This window comes from Kribbella deserti, from assembly GCF_042434725.1.
GTDB classification, from domain to species: Bacteria; Actinomycetota; Actinomycetes; order Propionibacteriales; family Kribbellaceae; genus Kribbella; species Kribbella deserti.
Window position 1 is genome coordinate 825,169 of record NZ_JBHLTC010000018.1, and the last position, 19,061, is coordinate 844,229.

Below are 19,061 nucleotides of genomic sequence, written 5' to 3' on the forward strand. Positions count from 1 at the left end.
AAACTAGATCAGAGAGCGGCAACGGCGGCAACCAGCGGAGTCTCGCCGGAGATGAGTTCGAGCGTGCGGCCGATAGAGGTCTTCGCCGGGATCAGCGCGGCCAGTACGAGGGCGACGTCGTCTCGGCTGATCTCGCCGCGCGGGGTCTTGTCGGCCAGCTGGATCATGCCCGTACCCGGCGTGTTGACCAGAGCGCCCGGACGCAGGATCGTCCAGTCCAGATCACGGCTGCGCAGATCGTCCTCAGCCGCCTTCTTGGCCCGCAGGTAGATCGCGAACGTCTCGTCGAGGCCCGGTTCGTCGGCCTTGTCCGCGCCCATCGAACCAACCTGCACATGCCGTCGTACGCGTGAACGTTCCGCGGCCGAGGCGAACAGCGCGGCCGCGCCCCGGTCGACCGTGTCCTTGCGCGCGTTCCCGCTGCCCGGTCCTGCGCCCGCCGCGAAAACCGCCGCGTCGGCACCCGCGAGGACGTCGACCACGGCTTGTTCGTCGGCCTGCTCAAGGTCGATCACCACACCCGTGCCACCGGCGGCGGCGATATCGGCGACGTGGTCCGGATTGCGCACGAGGCCGATCACCTCGTCACCCTGGTCGGCCAGCACCTTCGTGAGGCGCAGCGCGATCTGACCATGTCCACCCGCAATGACGACTCGCATGAAAGCGAGCCTACCCCGCGCTCCGACAGGCCCCGGCGGCCTCAACTACTGCCGCAGGATCGGCCGCAGCGCCTCCAGGACCGCCGGGTCCTCAATGGTCGACGGCACCGGCTCGTCGCGGCCGTCGGCGATACCGCGCATGGTTCTGCGCAGGATCTTGCCCGATCGCGTCTTCGGCAACGCGTTCACCACCGACACCTGGCGAAACGCCGCCACCGGGCCGATATCGCGCCGTACCGCCTCGATCAGCTCATCCGCCAGTACGTCGGGGTCGATCTCCGCGCCGGCCTTCAGTACGACGAGCCCGCGTGGGAGTTGGCCCTTGAGCGCGTCGTACACCCCGATCACGGCACACTCGGCCACGGCGGGGTGCGCGGCCAGCACCGCCTCCATGCTGCCGGTGGACAACCGATGACCCGCCACGTTGATCACGTCGTCGGTGCGGCCCATCACGAACAAGTAGCCGTCGGCATCGAAATACCCGGAGTCGCCCGTGAGGTAGTAGCCCTCGTACCGGCTCAGGTACGACTCGACGTATCGCTCGTCGTCACCCCACAGCGTAGGCAACGCCCCGGGCGGCAGCGGCAGTTTGATCGCGATCGCGCCTTCCTTGCCGGGAGGCATCCGCGCACCGGATTGGTCGAGGATCCGCACGTCCCACCCGGGCATCGGTACGGTCGCCGATCCAGGTTTGGCCGGCAACAGCTCCAGCCCGCGCGGGTTCGCCGCGATCGGCCAGCCGGTTTCGGTCTGCCACCAGTGGTCGATCACCGGTACGCCGAGATGGCCGCTCGCCCAGGAGTACGTCTCCGGGTCCAGCCGCTCCCCCGCCAGGTACAGCGTCTCGAACGAAGACCGGTCGTACGTCGCCAGCGCCGCCTGCGGGTCGACCTTCTTGATCGCGCGCAACGCCGTCGGCGCGGTGAAAAGGGCCTTCGCGCCGTGCTCGGCGATCACCCGCCAGAACGCGCCCGCATCCGGCGTACCGACCGGTTTGCCCTCGTAGAGGATCGTGGTCGCACCAACAAGAAGTGGCCCATAAACGATGTACGAGTGGCCGACCACCCAGCCGACGTCGGAGGCGGTCCACCAGACATCGCCCGCGCCGATGCCGTAGATCGCGCCCATCGACCAGGCGAGGGCCACCGCGTGGCCGCCGTTGTCCCGCACGACGCCCTTGGGTTTTCCGGTCGTGCCTGAGGTGTAGAGGATGTAGAGCGGGTCGGTCGCCTGCACGGGGACGGGCTCGGCCGGTCGCGCCCTGGCCATCAGGTCCGTCCAGTCATGCTCGCCTGGTCCCAGCGCGGCCGGGGCGATCTCCCGCTGGAAGACGACCACGTGATCCGGTTGATGCCGGGCGGTTTCGAGGGCGGCGTCGATGATCGGTTTGTACTCGATCGTGCGGCTTGGCTCGATTCCGCACGAGGCGGCCACGATCACGGTCGGCGTGGCGTCGTCGATCCGGGCGGCCAGTTCCTTGGGCGCGAACCCGCCGAACACCACCGAATGCACCGCCCCGAGCCGCGCGCAGGCCAGCATCGCCACGACCGCGGCCGGGATCATCGGCATGTACACGATCACCCGATCGCCCTTGCCCACACCGAGATTCCGCAGCGCGCCGGCGAACGTTGCCACCTGGTCACGCAATTCCTGATACGTCAGGGTCTGCTGGGTCCCGGTGACAGGTGAGTCATGGATCAGCGCCGGCCGGTCCCCGTTGCCCGCGGCAACATGACGGTCCAGCGCGTTGTACGCCGTGTTCAGCTCGCCATCCGCGAACCACCGATACAACGGCGCCCGCGAGTCGTCCAGCGCCCGCATCGGCTCGCGCACCCAGTCGATCGCCCGGGCCGCGTTCAGCCAGAAGCCCCCCGGATCCGCCAGGCTCCGGCGGTAGGTCTCGTCGTAACCGGCCACAACCAGCCTCCTCGCTCGTCCCGGATCGCAGTCTTCCCCAGATCGGCCGGTGGCACGAGTACTAGGGTTGAAGGTATGGGTGTCACTCGCACGGATGTGGAACTGGCGGCCGAACGAATCGCAGGACGGGTACGACGTACCCCGGTGTTGCCGGTCAGCGCGAACCTCAGCATCAAACTGGAACACCACCAGCACGCCGGGTCGTTCAAACCCCGGGGCGCGTTCAACCGGATGCTCGCGGCGAAGGAACTTGGCGAGCTCACCGGACAAGGCGTGGTCACGGCCTCCGGCGGTAATGCCGGCATGGCGATCGCGTACGCCGCTCGCGAACTGGGTGTCCCGGCCCGGGTGTTCGTACCGCAGACCGCTCCCGCGCCGAAGCTGGCGAAGTTGCGTGGGCTCAGCGCCGACGTCGTACAGGTCGGGCGTGAGTACGCCGAGGCCTTCGCCGCGGCCGAGGTCGACGGGGAGCAGACCGGGGCGTTGTTCGTGCACGCCTTCGATCAGCCCGAGATCGTCGCGGGCCAGGGCACGATCGGCCTGGAGCTGCTCGAACAGATCGGCGCCTTCGACACCGTGCTGGTCTCGGTTGGCGGCGGCGGTCTGATGGCGGGTATCGCCGTCGCGCTGGGCGACAGCGCTCGCGTGATCGGGGTGGAGCCCGAGCTGTGCCCGACGCTGAACCGGGCGCTCGACGCGGGCGAACCGGTCGACGTACAGGTGGGTGGTTACGCGGCCGATTCGCTGGGCGCGCGGCGGCTCGGGGCGTTGGCGTTCGAGGCCGCGACGACGTACGACGTGGGGTCGTTGCTGGTGAGCGAGGACGCGATCGTGGCGGCGCGCAACGAGCTGTGGCAGGAGTTCCGCCTGGTGGTCGAACACGGTACGGCCGTTGCGTACGCCGCGCTGACCACCGGGGTATACCGGCCGGCCGACGGCGAGCGCGTCGTACTGATCAGCTGCGGCGCCAACACCGACGCGACCACCGTCGCCTAGTTCCTAGTGCGCTCCTCGGCGAGGAACCAGGCGGCCAGCACACCGGCGATCGCGCCGAACAAGTGCCCCTGCCAGGAGATGCCGTCCTGCGGGAGTAGCCCACCGAGCAGCGCGCCGCCCCAGACGACGATGACAAGAACGCCGATCAGCACCTGGCCGATTCGCCGGTTGAACAGGCCACGGGCGACCAGATACGCGGCATAGCCGAAGACCAGGCCGCTGGCACCGATGGTGATGGTGTTCGGCGGCGAGATCAGCCAGGTCCCGAACCCGCCGAGCACGGCGACGATCGCCGTCACCGAGAACAGCCGCAGCGCGCCGCCGACCGCGATCAGCGCGCCGAGGGTGACCAGCGGCAGGGTGTTCGAGATCAGGTGGCCGAACCCGAGATGCAGGAACGGCGCGGTCAGGATGCCGGCCAGGCCATCGGCCGTGCGGGCGATGATGCCGTACTGATCGAGGGAGTTGTTCAGCGCGGTGTCGATCGCCTCGCTGAGCCACATCAGGCCGATCAGCAGCGCGAGAAACCGCAGCCCGCCGCCGATCCGGGACCCAGGGGTGCGCGGGCGGCGGATCGGGGCGGGCGACGTCGAACTCATGGAACCAAGATGCCTTACCGGGACAAATGCCTCAGTTGACCGGCCCACTCGGGTCGATCTTGCTCGGGTCGAAGTCCGCGGTGCGGTGGAACACGTACTTGTTCAGGACCCAGGTCAGCGCCCACAGGCCGACTCCGACCAGCAGCAGCCAGCCGGCGATCTCGTAGTCCTTGGTCGCCCGGCCGGACAGCGGGCTGGCCAGGTAGACGCACAGGATGCCACCGAGGATCGGCAGCAAGGTCGGCGCGTGGAAGTGCTTGTGCTCGACCTTGTCCTTACGCAGCACCAGCACCGCGACGTTGACGACCGCGAACACGCACAGCAGCAGGAACGCCGTCGTACCGCCCAGGGCGGTGAGGTCGGCGAAGCCGATCAGCGCGAAGGCCAGCAGGGTCGTGAAGATGATCGCCACCCACGGCGTGCGCCGCTTGTGCAGGACCCGGCCGAGCGGGCCCGGCAGCACCTTCTCGTGCGACATGCCGTACAGCAGGCGGCTGGCCATCAGCATGTTGATCAGGGCCGAGTTCGCCACCGCGAACATCGTGATCCAGGCGAAGATCTCGATCGGGAACCCGGGCGCGCCGGCGGTGACCACCTGCAGCAGCGGGGTATTGCCCTCGTTCAGCTTCTCCGGCGAGACCAGCGTGACGGCCGAGATCGCGACCATGACGTAGATGGCGCCGGTGACGACCAATCCGATCAGCATCATCTTGGGAAAGATCCGGACCGGGTCCTTGGTCTCCTCGGCCATGTTGACCGAGTCCTCGAAGCCGACCATTGCGAAGAACGCCAGCGCCGTCGCGGCGGTGACCGAGCCGAACGCCGTCTTGCCCTCGGGCACGTGGAAGTCGTTCAGCCGGGAGGTGTCGCCGTCGCCGCCCGCGATCGCCCACACGCCGATCGCGATCACGATCAGCAGACCGGACAGCTCGATGACGGTCAGCACCACGTTGGCCTTGACGCTCTCGCCGACACCACGAAGGTTGACGATGGCAATCAACGCCATGAACGCCAGCGAGGTGATCATCAGTACCGAGCCGCGGTCGGGGTCGATATCGACGGCCGCGAAGAAGTTCGACGCGAACGCCTTGGAGGCGCTGGACGCCGAGGTCAGACCCGACGACATCACCGCGAAGGTGAGCAGGAACGTCAGGAAGTGCACACCGAACGCCCGATGCGTGTAAACCGCCGCACCACCGGCCTTCGGGTACTTCGTGACCAGTTCCAGATAGCTGGTCGCCGTCAGCAGCGCGACGATGAACGCGCACAGGAAGGGCAGCCACACGGCACCGCCGACCTGGCCCGCGACCTTACCGGTCAGCGCGTAGACGCCGGTGCCGAGAATGTCCCCGACAACGAACAACAGCAACAGGCCGGGGCCCATTACCCGTTTCAGCTCCGGCCGTCCGGTATCGGTGCCAGCCGCCTGCGGCGTAACGCTCATGCTGTCCTCCTCAGTCCCTGGTCCATGAAGTGCACCACAGTCGCATCCCACGGGTGCACCTGTGCGGCGTGGCCGGTAAAGGCCGTAGCAGGCCTGCCCCATACGTTAAGGCTTGGGTGCGGCGGTTTTTGCGATGTTCTTCTGCATGCCGCCGAAGACGATGCCGTGGAACGGTTTGATGGCCCACCAGTACAGGTGGCCGGGCAGGCCTACCGGATGAAAGAGGGCGCGCTGGCGGAAGACGGTCCGGCCCTGCTCGTCGGTGTCGACGATCAGCTCGAGCCAGGCCATGCCGGGCAGGCGCATCTCGGCGCGCAGGCGGAGCAGGTTGGGCTCCTCGATCTCTTCGACTCGCCACCAGTCGAGCGGATCACCGACCGACAGGTCGTGCGGATTTCGCCGGCCGCGGCGCAGCCCTGGGCCGCCGAAGAGCCGATCCAGTACGCCGCGGGCCCACCAGCCCAGGCGCCAGGAGTACCAGCCGTTGCCGCCGCCGATGCCTTCGACCACCGACCACAGCCGCTCGGGCGAGGCCTCGACCACGCTTTGCCGCTCGTCGACGTACAGCGAACCGCCGGCCCATTGGGGATCGCCCGGCAACGGATCGCTCGGCAACGGCGTTGTCGGGGCGCCGGGCGTACTGGCGGAGGCCCAGCTGGTGGTGACGTCGAGGTTGCGTACCTTGGTCAAGGCCAGTTCGACGGCCCGGTCGAAGCCGGTGAGACCGGGCTCGGGGTCGGGCACGTGGTGCTCGATGTCGTGTTCCTTGCAGATCACCTCGTGTACCAGGCTGTCCACCAGCGGCCGCGCGATACTGCTGGGCACGGGCGTGACCAGACCGACCCAGTGGCTCGACAGCGACGGGGTCAGCAGCGGCAGGGTCACGATCCGCCGGGGCACGAGGCCGGCCACGGCGGCGTACCGCTGCATCATCTCCCGATAGGTGAGGACGTCGGGTCCGCCGATGTCGAAACCGCGGTTGACCTCGTCGGGCATCGTCGCCGATCCGATCAGGTAGTGCAGTACGTCCCGGACGGCGATCGGCTGGATCCGGGTGTCCAGCCAGCGCGGGGTGAGCATCACGGGCAGGCGGTCGGTCAGATAGCGCAGCATCTCGAACGACGCCGAGCCCGAACCGAGAATGACCGCCGCCCGCAACACCGTCGTCGGTACGCCGGAGGCCAGCAGGATCTCCCCCACCTCCCGGCGCGAGTCCAGGTGTGGCGACAGTTCCTCGCCCTCGGGGTAAAGCCCGCCGAGGTAGATCACCCGGCCGACACCGTGTTCGCGGGCCGACGTACCGAACGTCAGCGCGGTCTGCCGGTCGCGCGACTCGAAGCGGCGACCAGTTCCTAGGGCGTGGATGAGGTAGTACGCGACATCCACGCCCTCTAGGGCCTGGTCTACCTGCTGGCGGTCCGAGGCGTCGGCCTCAACCACTTCGATCTGGTCGAACCACGGCCGGTCCCGCAGCCGCCTGGGGTTCCTGGCCATGGCCCGGACGCGATAACCGCGTTCCAGCAGCTCGGGGACGAGGCGGCCTCCTATGTAGCCGGTAACCCCCGTGACCAGGACAAGCGGTTCGCTACTCATACCGGCAGTCTCCACCTGCCGCGGCCGTCAGTCCCGCTAGAGCGCGGCCTGTCGGCTAGACCGCCTTATCGAACTTCTCCGGTGCCAGCGCGGCGTACCAGGTCCGCGGTGATTTCAGCGACCGGCTGCTCAGCGTGCTGCCCGAGGTTCACCGTGTAGTTCTTCGGTATTAGACAAGTCAGTCCGCTTGCCTTAAGTAGACGCAGGTCGTTCTCCCTAGGTTCGAAGGGTGAAGCGATCTCTGCTACTCCTAGCCGCCGTCCTGGCCCTCGTTTGGCTGCCAGCCGGATCGGCCCAGGCGCACGGCGTGAGCCCGACGGCAGACCTGCAGATCGCCCAGACCTTCGCAGGCAACGAACTCACCGTCATCCTGCGTAGAACGCCCGAAGTACCCGGGCCGCTTCACGTCGAGGTGATCGCCCACGACCCGGTCAACCCGCTACAGCTCGGCCTAGCCGTCGCAGGTGGCTCTAGCCCGGTGAGGTTGGATCTCGTTGCCGCAGGACCTCATCGAGCCACATTGCGGGTGGAGTCGCCAGGGCAGTATGAACTGGTTCTGACCGCTGGAGACGAGCAAGCCGTTCTGCCCTTTCGCGTACTGGTCGACAACCTCGCGAGCTGGGAGGTGGTCACGTACGGCGGCTTCACGCTGGCGGGCTTGTTGATCCTCGGCAGTCTCGGCACAGCCGTCCTGGGCGTACGACGTCCGCTGGTTCGGGTTCTTGCCGTTCCGCAGGCCGTTGGTGTGGTCGTGGTTCTAGTCGTCGCCAGTACGACGGCCGTGCTCTCCAAGGACCTGCCGCCGGCCATCCCGGACGGAGCGCCTCCAACCGCGACAAGTGGTACGGACCCTGCGGACGGCTCAGCCCCGAACGGCCGGCCATACGTGAACCTCGGCCTCGCGACCGTTCCAGCCCGTCCGAGCGCTGGCAAGCCGTTCGACCTGCAACTCCGGCTGTACGACGGCAACACCGGTCGTGCCGTCGACGACGTTGTCGCGCATCATGCGGCACTTCTGCATGCCGTGGTGACGAGTCAGACCGGCAACGACTTCCGCCACGCCCACCCCGTACGGACCAGTCCGGGCGTCTACACGCTGCGCATGGCGGCCTACGAGCCTGGCAGGTACTACCTGCACGCCGAGTTCGAACGGACCGACAGCGGCGCCCAACTCGTCAGCGCCGACTTCGAGGTCGGCGGCTCACCCGTAGCCCGTCCCGTCGAGCGGCAGGCCGGGAACGTCCGCATCGACGTTGGTGCGGCGATAGCGGGGCGGCCCGTCACGGTCGAGGCGGAGGTGACCGGCGCGAACGACCTGCAGCCGTGGCTGGGTATGGCCGGCCATCTCGTCCTGCGCGACCAGTCCGGCACGTTCTTCGGTCACGCGCACGAACTGACCTCGATGGCTGCGCAGGCAAAGACGGTCCGGGCGGCTGCGCCTGACGAGACCGTCGCGACGCTCGGACCGGCATTGCGCTTCACCTACACCTTCCCCAGACCCGGTCGGTATCTCGCGTGGCTGCAATACGCCCGGAACTACCGGATCCACACCGTGCCGTTTGTCATCACCGTCGCGAAGGGAGAACGACCATGAGCGCGACCACCCGCCGTAGCACGCTCGTCTTGATCTGCGCGGCGGTGATCCTCGCCGTGGCCGGTTATGTGGTGGTCCGCCAGCTCGGTTCCGCCGAGACTGCCCTGGGCGCGGCCGCCGAAGCGAAGTCCAGCCGGTACGCGGTCCAGCTTTGGCTACCCGATCACCGCGTCGGGGAGATCGACAGCCGGGTCGTGGTCAAAGACCTCAACGGCGGACCGGCCGCCGTACGTGCCGTCTCGCTGGAGTCGGCGATGCCGAGCATGGGCCATGCCACCGCGGTGGTGCAGGCGCTTCCCGAAGGCGAGAACACGGGGGCTTTCGGGGCGCGCGGCGAGCTGTTTCCGATGAGCGGCGTCTGGGAGGTCACCGTCCGGCTCGACACTGCGGACGGCCCGGACGCCGCCACTGTCACCGTCTCCGTCCAGAACTGAAAGGACCACTATGACCAGCCAACTCCCCCTGCGGGAGCGAGCCGGCGCCTGGCTGTTGCTACTCGGCACGCTCACGGCAGGCATCGGCCTGACGTGGGACGTGCAGTGGCATGCCGACGTCGGGCCCGACACGTTCTTCACCGCGCCACACCTGGTGATGTACCTCGGTTCGGCCATCACCGGCCTCACCTCACTGATCGTCGTCCTGCTCACCACCCGGGCCGCGCGTGACACCGCGGCCATGCCCGCGGTCACCGTAATGCGGGTGTTCCGCACACCGCTGCCGTTCCTGATCTGCGGTACGGCGGCCGCGGCCGGCCTGCTCTACGGCCTGACCGATCTGTGGTGGCACACGGTCTACGGGTTCGACGTCACGCCGACCTCGCCACCTCACGTGGCGATGTCGCTGATGACGTTGTTCGATACCGCCGGGCTGATCTTCGCGTTCATCATGCTGCGATCCACCTCGACGGGACGCGTCGGCCTGGCCGTGGCGGCCGTCGCCGGAATCCCAGGCCTGGTCTTCCTCTGCTACTCCACGCCTCGGCTGCCCGGAGTGGACTCGATCCTCCTGGCCATCTGCGCGATCAGCGTGCTCGTCGTCACCGCGGCCGCCGCCGCTCTGCGCGAGACCCGGTCGATCGTGGTCATCGCCGCCGCCTACGCCGCGATGCACGCGCTGTTCTGGGTCGTACCGATTCCCGCCACCAAGGTGTACGCCGACTCGCTCGGCCTCGGGATGCGCGATTACGCGAGCGGAGTTCCGGCGATGCCGGTGACGTTCCCGTTCGCCCTGCCGATCGCGGTGCTGGTCCTCGCGGGTGGACTCGCACTGGGCCGCCGCCGGAACTGGGCACTACGCCCGGTCGTGCTGGTTCTCGGTGGGCTGACCGGGCTGATCGTTGCCCTGGGCTATGTACCCGTCTTCACTCCACCGGCCTTGACGATCGTCGCCGCTGTCCCGGTGGGAGTGCTGTCCGGCTGGTTCGGCTGGCACCTCGGTACGGCCGGCCGGCTCGCGAGCGCGCCGGTATCGACGCCCGCGCGCAAAACCCTGGTGGAGGTCTGACATGCGGAGGTTGATCAAGTTGGCAGCAGCGGTCGCGGCGCTCGGCATGCTCACCACCCCGACCGCGTACGCCGCCACCGAACCGGTCGACGTGGTTCACACCGAGATCACCCAAGTGGGTCCGTACAAGCTGAAGACGTCGTTCAGCCAGTGGCCGTTGCGGGCGGAGAAGTCGCTGGACTTCCTCTTCGAACCCGAAGGCGGAATCCAGGGGCTCAAGGCCGAGGTCCGGCCGATCTCCCCCAAGGGCAGCGTGCTGCTCGCGCAGGCCCAATCCACTCCCGACGGCACCAAACTGGCCCGCCATCCCCGGGCACTGGACAAGTGGGGCTTCGACATCGTCGCGCTGACCAGCCCAGGAACCTGGCGGTTCGAGTACGAGATCGATGGGCCGAAGGGACGCGGCACCGGCGTCTTGGAGATCCCCGTCGGCAACCGTCCTGGACCGCCCGCCGCACTAGCCTGGTCGCTCGGCCTGCTGCCACTGGCGGCCGTCATACCGCTGGGGAGCTTGCTGTGGCTGAGGACCAGAACCGGCCGTCGGCGCGAGGCCTGGACGTGGCGCTGAGCCCAAAGGCCGCGCGGGCTGCGGCTACCTGCCGCGAGTGGACGCGTACATACGCGACCACTCGCGGGTGGTGGATGGGGCCGGACGCGGCGCAACGGGCGAATCACCTGGTCACGGCGTGCTTCCCGGTGGCGATCGCGTGGACGTCGTTCCGGCACGACAGCCCTCACGGCTGGCTCGTGCTGGTGTCCGGACTGCTGCAGAGCACCGCGTTGATGTTCGGCCGGCGCTATCCACTGGCCGTTGTCATCGTGGTCGGGCTCGTCGATCTCGTGCTGACCGCCCTCGGTGGTTACGTGCTCGCGTTCGGCGTGGTGATCGGCGTGTACTACGCGGCGTGCTGGGCCGACCGGCGCGGGCTTCGGATGGCGCTGGCGGCCGCCGCCACGTACCTGACGGTGCTCACGGTGCTGGCGATCGACGAGCAGGGCGGGTTGCCGTTGATCGCGCTGACCGTGATCGGCCTGGCCGGCTTCACCTTCAGCGGACGGTTCGAGGCGTCACAACGGCAGCGCATCACCGAACTACGCGAGACCTCGACCCGGCTCGTCGAGGAACGGGCCGTCGCCGAGCAGCGGGCGGCCGATCGCGAACGGGCTCTGCTGGCTCGCGAACTGCACGACATCCTCAACCACTCCGTCACCCGGATGGTGCTCGACGCCGAGGCAGGAGCCGAGACCGGTGACGAGGCCGCCGCCCGGCAAACGCTGCGGCGGGTGGCCGACACCGGCCGGGATTCGCTTGCGGAGTTGCGCCGTCTGCTCGGCGTACTGCGCACTGACGGGCCCGACGAGCTACGGCCGCCGCCGACGCTTGCCGAGCTGGACGAGTTGGTGGCCCGCATACCGGCGGGGGGCCCGCAGGTGACGATCGAACGGCATGGACCGGTCCGGACGGCCGACACCAGTATCGAGCTGGCGGCGTATCGCGTGGTGCAGGAGTCACTGACGAACGTCGCGAAGCACGCGGGCGGCGTACCGACCATCGTGCGCCTGACGTACCTGCCGGGCAGTCTGGAGATCGAGGTCAGCAACCAACTTCCCGACCCTCCCGCACCCACCGACGCCGTACGCGGCACTGGGCTCGTTGGTATGCGTGAGCGGGTAGAACTCCTCGGCGGCACCGTGCACGCCGGAACCCACGACGGCGGCTTTGCCGTCTACGCGACGTTGCCACTGCGGCAACCCGTTCGATCAGGAGAACCGGCATGACGGACCTCATCCGGGTAGTGGTCTGCGACGACGAGGAACTGTTGCGCGAGGCCCTCAGCCGACTCGTGGACGTCGCACCCGACCTAGAAGTTGTCGCCGCCGCCGCCGACGGACGCCAAGCGGTGGAGGCGGTCGCGCTGCACAAACCCGACGTTGTCTTGATGGACATCCGAATGCCCCGGCTCGACGGCATCGAGGCCACCCGGCAGATCGTCCGGGCCACCCCGGTAACCCGCGTGCTGATCCTGACGACGTACGACCTGGACAGCTACGTGTACGCCGCGCTCCAGGCGGGCGCGAGTGGTTTCCTGCTCAAGGACGCGCCGAGTGAACGCCTTCGCGACGGGATCCGGATCGTTGCCAGCGGCAACTCCGTACTCGCGCCCGAGGCCACCAGCCGGATGATCGAGGCGCTGCGGCCCGAACTGCCCGACGAGACCGACCAGGTACTGCTGCGCGCGCTCGACCACTTGACCGAACGCGAACGCGAGGTGTTCGACCTGGTCGCCGAAGGTCTCTCGAACCAGGAGATCGCCGAACGCCTGGTCATCAGCCGCTACACCGTCAAGGTCCACGTCTCCAACGTGCTGGCCAAGCTCGGCCTGCCCGACCGGATCCACGCCGTCCTGGTCCGCTCTCGCCTCCGGGGCCAGCTATGAAGACTCCAGCAGCCGTCCAGGAGTGGCTCAAGTCCGAGGCGATCCCGCTGCCACCGCTGGACGGTGCCGGCGCATGGCCCGGAGAGGTTGTGCGCTGGCTACCGGCCCTGAACGGCGTACGGGTGGTCGGCCTCGGCGAGGCCACGCACGGGACGCGCGAGTTCTTCCAGCTCAAGCACCACCTGCTCGCGATGCTGGTCCGCGAAGGCTTTACGACTTTCGCGATGGAAGCCAGTACGTCGGCGGCGCCGGCCGTTGACGCGTATATCCGCGACGGCGTCGGCACCGCCGCCGAGGTGGTGTCCGGCCTCGGCTTTTGGACCTGGCGCACCGAGGAGATCGTCGCCATGGTCGAGTGGATGCGCGCTTACAACAGGGATCGGCCGGACGCCGAGAAGCTGCGGTTCGCCGGTATCGATCCGCAACGATGCGCGCCTTCGGTCCGGTACGTGACGGACTTCCTCTTGTCGGCACGTTGGCTCGATGAGGCTCAGCGCAGCGAGGCCGCGCGCTACGCGTCGGCGATCGCGCCGCTCGCCGACGTACAACCAGGCACGCTGCCCGATCGCGAGCTGTTCACCGTGACGGAAGAACTGACTCGGTTCTTGTCTTCGCAGGCACTCGACCAGGTGGATCTGACGGTGGTGCACAAGCACGTCCGTATTCTGCGCGAGAACGCCGATGTCGCGAGCCGTCCCCCGCAAGCCGAAGACGCGACGCGTACGGCGTTCGCGGCGCGGGATCGCTATATGGCCGACGCCGTGACCGAACTACTGGACGCGGATCTTGCAGCGAAGGTCGTCCTGTGGGCGCACAACGGCCACCTCACGCCCAACGCCAACGGTATGCCCGCGATGGGCAGCCACCTCCGCGAACGCCTCGGCCAGGCCTACTACGTACTCGGCCTGGTCTTCGGCGGAGGCACCTTCCGCGCCAAGCGTTCGGCGCCTTGGCCGCTGCCGCACCGCTGGTTCGTCGGCCGCAATCTCGGGGTCGTGTCGATACCGCCGGCCACCATGAACCTCGAACACATCCTCGCGAAGGCCAACCCCCACGACCACCTCGTCAACCTCCGCGCGGCGAAGCTGCCCGCAGAGGTACGGGACTGGCTGCAGGCGTCCCAGTGGATGCGTAGCTATGGCGCGGTGGTGCCACGCGTGGGCTCAACGTTCTACTTCACTGCCACCGTGCTGGCCGACGACTTCGACGGACTCGCGTACATCGCCCACTCGACCCCGAGCCGGGCCATTGCCGAGTCAGGGCCGACGGTGGATGAGCAGAGGTAGCACCGCGGCAGCCCCGGCCTCGCGGACTTTGGCCGCCGCCACGGTGATCGGCCATTGCGAGGACGACGCGTCGACCACCAGCAGCACCGAGCGACCCGCGAACGCCTGCGCGGTCTCGGCGTCGATCGAGATGCCGTCGCGCCAGACCTTCGCCTCCTCCGCCGACGACATGCCATCGGTGAAGGCACCGCCATCAACCGTCAGGTCCGCCCGCTCCATCCGGCCCAGCTCCGCCAGATAGTCGGCCACCTCGGTCACCAGCCGGCGGTATCCCGCGGCCGGCAGCCCGACGACCACCTCGGGCCGACGCGACCACGCGTTCTTCCATTTCGACATCGCGCTGACGCAACCGGCCTTCAGTGCCTCCAGCTGCGCCGGATCACCGCCGGAGTCGCCGAACACCGAACGGATCACCTCACGCCACTCCGGCGCGTCGGCGAACACGATCGAACGGCCCGGCTCCGCGCTCAGCGCCGGTGGGATCCGGCCCTTGGCGCCGAACGAGCCACCCGGCCACATCTTGCGGGGCTCCAGCACATGCGTCTCGCCGCGCAGCAACCGCGTGATCGCCTTGACGGTCTCGGGATCGGGCGCCGCCGTCAACGGATCGGGCAACAAGCCGAGGCAGACCGAGCAGCGCCCGCACGGCACCGCCGAGGGATCATCGAGCGACTCCTGCAACAGTTGCATGAGGCAACTTTCGCCGCGGGTGTAGGCGCGCATGATGTCGGCCTCGCGGCGCCGTACCGAGATGATGCCGTCGTAGTGCGCGGCGTCGAACGACCAGGGCGTACTGGTTCGGACCCAGCCCTTGTCGACCCGCTCGACCGCGCCGTCGACCGCGAGCTGTTTCAGCATCAGCTCGACCCGGCCGCGGCGCAGCCCGGTTTCGGCCTCCAGCGCCGGAACCGTGGCCGGCTCATCACCGGTGTAGGCCTCGAGCCCGCTCAGCAACCGGCTGACCTGGTCCGGATCGGGAATCGTCGCCGTCGCGAAGTAGTCCCACACGCCGGCATCGGCGTCGGACGGCAGCAGCGCGACGATCGCGTGATCGATGCCGCGGCCCGCACGACCGACCTGCTGGTAGTACGACACCGGTGACGGCGGCGAACCGACATGCACCACAAAACCGAGATCGGGTTTGTCGTAGCCCATCCCCAGCGCGGACGTCGCGATCAGCGCCTTGAGCCGGTTGTCTCGCAGAGCGTCCTCGAGTTGCTCCCGCTCGGCGACCTCAAGACCGCCCGTGTACGCGGCGACGGGCAGGGACGGCCCGTGCACCTCCTGCACGGCGGCGGCCAACCGCTGCGCGTCGGAAACGGTGAGCGTATAGACGATGCCGGAGCCGGGCAGCTTCGGCAGGTGGTCCACCACCCACGCGAACCGGTCCAGCGGGGACAAGGCATTCACCACCGCAAGCTGAAGGCTCGACCGAGCCAACGGACCACGCAGGACCAGGGTGGATTCGCCGAGTTGGTGGGCGACGTCCTCGGTGACGCGGGCGTTCGCCGTCGCGGTAGTGGCCAGCACGGGCGTGTCGGGGTTGAGCTTTTGCAGCACGTCGGACACGCGGCGGTAGTCCGGCCGGAAGTCGTGACCCCAGTCCGAGACCGCATGCGCCTCGTCGATCACCAGCAAGCCGATCTGGCCCGCGAGACCATCGAGCACTCGACGGCCGAAGCCGGGATTGGCCAGCCGCTCGGGTGATACCAGCAGCACGTCGATCGCACCTGATCGCAGGTCGGCTTCGATACCGTCCCAGGCGTCGAAGTTCGAGGAGTTGAGCGTCGCCGCGCGCAACCCGGCCCGGGCGGCCGCGCCCACCTGGTCCCGCATCAGCGACAACAACGGGGACACCACCAGGGTCGGTCCGGCGCCCTCCGAACGGCGGATCGCGGTCGCGGCCCAGTACACCGCGGACTTGCCCCAGCCGGTGGCCTGCACGACAAGCACCCGGGCTCTCGGCTCGCACAGCGCGGCGACAGCGGTCTCCTGGTCCGCCCGCAATCGCGCGGACTCCCCCGCGATCGCCTGGATCACCTGTGCGGCGGTGGCGGACCTTGTGTCCGACAGCGCCAACGTCTGCGAATCAGCCATGCCCGAAACCCTAGACGTTGCCACCCCCATTCCGCGGACGCCTGTGGATAACCGCCGAAGGCTGAGGTAGAGGTTGAGGGTGGTCAGCGCGATCGCGGCAGGCCCTGGGCATCCACCAGACGTTGAGGTCCGGGGCCACCCGCCGCCAAAGCGTCGTACGGATTGGCCAGCGCGCAGCGGTCGAGCGAGAGGCAACCGCAGCCGACGCACTCCTTGAAGTCGTCGCGCAGTTGCAGCAGATGGGCGATCCGGGCGTCGAGCTCCTGCTGCCAGCACTCCGAGATCCGGGCCCAGTCCTGCCGCGTCGGCGTCCGGTTGTCGGGTAGCAACGCCAGGATCGCGGCGACGTTCGCCAGCGGGATACCGACGCGCTGCGCGATCCGGATCATCGCCACCCGGCGCAGGGTGTCGCGCTTGTACCGGCGCTGGTTGCCCGACGTACGGCGGCTGATGATGAGGTTCTGCCGTTCGTAGAAGTGCAGGGCCGAAACCGCTACCCCGCTGCGCTCCGCGACCTCGCCGACAGTCATCTCACCCTGGTCCATCTGATTCCCTCCGGTCGGACCTCAACTAACGTCGAGGCTACCGACCGAAGGCCACATCCCCCGCAGCCAGCTCAAAGCGCGACCGGCAGCCGCCGGATCCGCTGCGACATCAACGCCGCGACCATGCACAAGCCACCCGCTAGGTACCACGCGAGGTCATACGTGCCGAGGGCGTCGCGGATCGCACCGGCGCCAGTGGCGGCCACGGCCGCCCCGATCTGGTGCGACGCGAAAACCCAGCCGAACACGATTGGCGCGTCCATCCCGAACCACTGCCGGCACAACGCCACAGTCGGCGGAACGGTCGCGACCCAGTCGAGCCCGTAGAAGATGATGAACACCCACATGCTCGGTTCCGCGTGCGGGGAGAACAGCGACGGCAGTACGAGCAGTGAAGCGCCTCGCAACGAGTAGTACCCGATCAACAAGTACCGCGGGTCCCAACGGTCTGTAAGCCATCCGGACGCGATAGTCCCGGCGATGTCGAAGATCCCGACAAGCGCGAGCAGAGACGCCGCAGTCGTGGACGGCATCCCATGATCGTGTGCGGCCGTCACAAAGTGCGTACCGACCAGGCCGTTCGTAGACGCGCCACAGATGGCAAACCCACCCGCGAGAAGCCAGAACGTCGGTTGGCGGGCCGCAGTCCGTAGAGACGCCAGCGCCCGCATCGCGCTGTTCCCGGTCGCAGTGACCCGCAAGCCGACCGTACTGCCCTCAGGAGCGCCGTACGCCCGCAAGCCCACGTCGCTCGGGTAGTCCCGCATGAAGATCAGCACCAGCGGTACGACGGCCAACGCGCAGGCGGCAACCACCAGAGCCGGCAGGCGCCATCCGTAGTCGCCTGCGAGCTTTGCGACCAGCGGAAGGAAGATCAGCTGCCCGGTGGCTGCACCAGCGGTCAGGATTCCCGTCACCAGTCCCCGGCGGGCCACGAACCACCGGCCGGTCACAGTCGCGACGAAGCTCATCGACATCGCGCCGGTTCCCAAGCCCACCAGCAGGCCCCAGCACAGCAGAAGCTGCCAGCTGGACGTCATGAAGACGGTCAACCCGCTACCGGCGGCCACGAGCACCAAGGCGCCGCCGACCACCTTGCGGATGCCGAGAGTGTCCATGAGCGCGGCAGCGAACGGCGAGATCAGGCCGAACAGCATCAGGTTGATCGAGACCGCGAGACCGATCGTCGCGTGCGACCAGCCGAACTCCTCGTGCAGCGGATCCATCAGCACACTCGGCACCGAGCGGAAGCCCGCCGCACCGATCAGCGTCACGAACGCGATACCGGCGACGATCCAGGCGCGATGTAGCCCGGCCGTCTTCTTCTGCTCCAGGATCTCGGTCACCAGGCGAGTGTGAAGCCTGGCGAATTCCCGCACGAGTGGCCAGAATGCCAACATGTGTCAAGATGTGGCCATGCCCAAACCGCATCAAGTGGTCGTGCTGGCACTGCCGCCCGTCGTCGGTTACGACATGACGATTCCACCGACCGTGCTCGGCGCCGCCACCCGCGCCGACGGCACCGCCTTGTACGACGTACGCGTCTGTGGGATCGATCAGAGCCCGATCCGGGCGAGCGCCGGTTTCACCGTCGTACCGGACTTTGGCGCCGAGATCCTCGCGGAGGCCGACACCGTCATCATCCCGGGCACGCGGATCCACGAGCCGCGCCACGAAGGCACCCTGCCCGACGAACTCGGGGCCGCCCTGGCGAAGATCCGCCCCGGCGCGCGCATCGCCTCGATCTGCACTGGGGCCTTCGTACTCGCCGCGGCCGGACTGCTGGACGGGCGGCCGGTCACCACGCACTGGCGGTACGCCGACCAGTTTCGCGCGCTCTACCCCAAGGTCCTACTCAACGAGAACCTGCTGTTCGTCGACGACGGCGACATCATCACCTCGGCCGGGCTGTCCGCTGGCGTCGACCTGTGCCTGCACCTGGCCCGCGTCGACTACGGCAGCGAGGTGGCCAACCGCGCCGCCCGGCACTGCGTGGTACCGCCGTGGCGGGACGGCGGCCAGTCGCAGTTCATCGACCGGAACGTGCCCGACGAAGGCTCAGCCGGTACGGCGCCGACGCGCGCCTGGGCGAACGAACACCTCGGCGAGGAACTCGACCTGGCCACGCTGGCCGGACACGCGCGCATGAGCGTGCGGACGTTCAGCCGCCGATTCAAGGCCGAGACCGGCCTGTCCCCGGGCGCGTGGCTATTGCAGCAGCGCGTCCGGCACGCGTGCCACCTGCTGGAGACCACCGACCTGCCGGTCGACCGCGTCGCGCAGGAGGCCGGCCTCGGAACCGCGGGGTCACTGAGGCATCATCTACGCACCGAACTCGGCGTATCCCCGCTCGCCTACCGCAAAACCTTCCGCGCCGGCTAAGCCCATGA

17 protein-coding genes are annotated in these 19,061 nt (G+C 68.3%); 9 read left to right on the forward strand and 8 right to left on the reverse strand.

All coding sequences use genetic code 11. The features are described from left to right. Window positions 1-8: 8 nt before the first annotated feature. Both ACFFGN_RS17165 and ACFFGN_RS17170 read right to left on the reverse strand, forming a co-directional pair. Complete coding sequence (locus tag ACFFGN_RS17165; RefSeq protein WP_380048598.1) at window positions 9-659, reverse strand: NAD(P)H-binding protein; 651 nt, start codon at window positions 657-659, stop codon at window positions 9-11. Between the two features lie 45 nt (window positions 660-704). Next, window positions 705-2,576, reverse strand: coding sequence for a propionyl-CoA synthetase (locus ACFFGN_RS17170; RefSeq protein ID WP_380048600.1), 1,872 nt, complete (start codon window positions 2,574-2,576; stop codon window positions 705-707). Between the two features lie 75 nt (window positions 2,577-2,651). Here ACFFGN_RS17170 and ACFFGN_RS17175 point away from each other — a divergent pair, with 75 nt between their 5' ends. Further along, window positions 2,652-3,572: a threonine/serine dehydratase gene (locus ACFFGN_RS17175; RefSeq protein ID WP_380048602.1), complete on the forward strand. Its 921-nt coding sequence runs from the start codon at window positions 2,652-2,654 to the stop codon at window positions 3,570-3,572. Here ACFFGN_RS17175 and ACFFGN_RS17180 read toward each other — a convergent pair. The 3 genes from ACFFGN_RS17180 to ACFFGN_RS17190 form a co-directional block, all read right to left on the reverse strand. Continuing rightward, window positions 3,569-4,171, reverse strand: a complete 603-nt coding sequence (locus ACFFGN_RS17180; RefSeq protein ID WP_380048604.1) for a rhomboid family intramembrane serine protease — start codon at window positions 4,169-4,171, stop codon at window positions 3,569-3,571. The genes ACFFGN_RS17175 and ACFFGN_RS17180 overlap by 4 nt on opposite strands. A gap of 31 nt (window positions 4,172-4,202) precedes the next feature. Continuing rightward, window positions 4,203-5,615 (reverse strand): APC family permease, encoded by a 1,413-nt coding sequence (locus ACFFGN_RS17185; RefSeq protein WP_380048606.1) that lies wholly within the window; start codon window positions 5,613-5,615, stop codon window positions 4,203-4,205. Window positions 5,616-5,720: 105 nt separating this feature from the next. Further along, entirely contained in the window at window positions 5,721-7,208 is a 1,488-nt protein-coding gene (locus ACFFGN_RS17190) for an SDR family oxidoreductase (protein ID WP_380048608.1), read from the reverse strand. 229 nt (window positions 7,209-7,437) lie between these two features. On the opposite strand from ACFFGN_RS17190, the gene ACFFGN_RS17195 reads away from it, so the two are divergent. From ACFFGN_RS17195 to ACFFGN_RS17225, 7 genes are read left to right on the forward strand one after another with little or no spacing between them, the layout of a single operon-like run. After that, window positions 7,438-8,802 carry a DUF8832 domain-containing protein gene (locus ACFFGN_RS17195; protein ID WP_380048610.1) on the forward strand — a complete coding sequence of 455 codons (1,365 nt, stop codon included), beginning with the start codon at window positions 7,438-7,440 and terminating at the stop codon, window positions 8,800-8,802. Beyond that, window positions 8,799-9,236 carry a hypothetical protein gene (locus ACFFGN_RS17200; protein ID WP_380048612.1) on the forward strand — a complete coding sequence of 146 codons (438 nt, stop codon included), beginning with the start codon at window positions 8,799-8,801 and terminating at the stop codon, window positions 9,234-9,236. The genes ACFFGN_RS17195 and ACFFGN_RS17200 overlap by 4 nt, the downstream gene beginning before the upstream one ends. Before the next feature lie 10 nt (window positions 9,237-9,246). Then, window positions 9,247-10,305 carry a hypothetical protein gene (locus ACFFGN_RS17205; protein ID WP_380048614.1) on the forward strand — a complete coding sequence of 353 codons (1,059 nt, stop codon included), beginning with the start codon at window positions 9,247-9,249 and terminating at the stop codon, window positions 10,303-10,305. A 1-nt stretch (window position 10,306) separates the two neighbouring features. Then, window positions 10,307-10,873, forward strand: coding sequence for a hypothetical protein (locus tag ACFFGN_RS17210; protein ID WP_380048616.1), 567 nt, complete (start codon window positions 10,307-10,309; stop codon window positions 10,871-10,873). Then, complete coding sequence (locus ACFFGN_RS17215) at window positions 10,822-12,084, forward strand: sensor histidine kinase (RefSeq protein ID WP_380048618.1); 1,263 nt, start codon at window positions 10,822-10,824, stop codon at window positions 12,082-12,084. Before ACFFGN_RS17210 ends, ACFFGN_RS17215 begins: the two co-directional genes overlap by 52 nt. Then, window positions 12,081-12,743: a sigma-70 family RNA polymerase sigma factor gene (locus tag ACFFGN_RS17220; RefSeq protein ID WP_380048620.1), complete on the forward strand. Its 663-nt coding sequence runs from the start codon at window positions 12,081-12,083 to the stop codon at window positions 12,741-12,743. Before ACFFGN_RS17215 ends, ACFFGN_RS17220 begins: the two co-directional genes overlap by 4 nt. After that, window positions 12,740-14,029: an erythromycin esterase family protein gene (locus ACFFGN_RS17225; protein WP_380048622.1), complete on the forward strand. Its 1,290-nt coding sequence runs from the start codon at window positions 12,740-12,742 to the stop codon at window positions 14,027-14,029. Before ACFFGN_RS17220 ends, ACFFGN_RS17225 begins: the two co-directional genes overlap by 4 nt. Here the strand turns inward: ACFFGN_RS17225 and ACFFGN_RS17230 are convergent. From ACFFGN_RS17230 to ACFFGN_RS17240, 3 genes are all read right to left on the reverse strand, one after another. Next, complete coding sequence (locus tag ACFFGN_RS17230; protein ID WP_380048624.1) at window positions 14,000-16,126, reverse strand: RecQ family ATP-dependent DNA helicase; 2,127 nt, start codon at window positions 16,124-16,126, stop codon at window positions 14,000-14,002. The genes ACFFGN_RS17225 and ACFFGN_RS17230 overlap by 30 nt on opposite strands. Before the next feature lie 83 nt (window positions 16,127-16,209). After that, entirely contained in the window at window positions 16,210-16,656 is a 447-nt protein-coding gene (gene soxR / locus ACFFGN_RS17235; RefSeq protein WP_380048626.1) for a redox-sensitive transcriptional activator SoxR, read from the reverse strand. Window positions 16,657-16,742: 86 nt separating this feature from the next. Further along, on the reverse strand, window positions 16,743-18,017 hold the full coding sequence (locus ACFFGN_RS17240; protein WP_380048628.1) for an MFS transporter: 1,275 nt from the start codon (window positions 18,015-18,017) through the stop codon (window positions 16,743-16,745). A gap of 70 nt (window positions 18,018-18,087) precedes the next feature. Here ACFFGN_RS17240 and ACFFGN_RS17245 point away from each other — a divergent pair, with 70 nt between their 5' ends. Then, window positions 18,088-19,053, forward strand: coding sequence for a GlxA family transcriptional regulator (locus tag ACFFGN_RS17245; RefSeq protein WP_380048630.1), 966 nt, complete (start codon window positions 18,088-18,090; stop codon window positions 19,051-19,053). Window positions 19,054-19,061 lie beyond the last annotated feature (8 nt).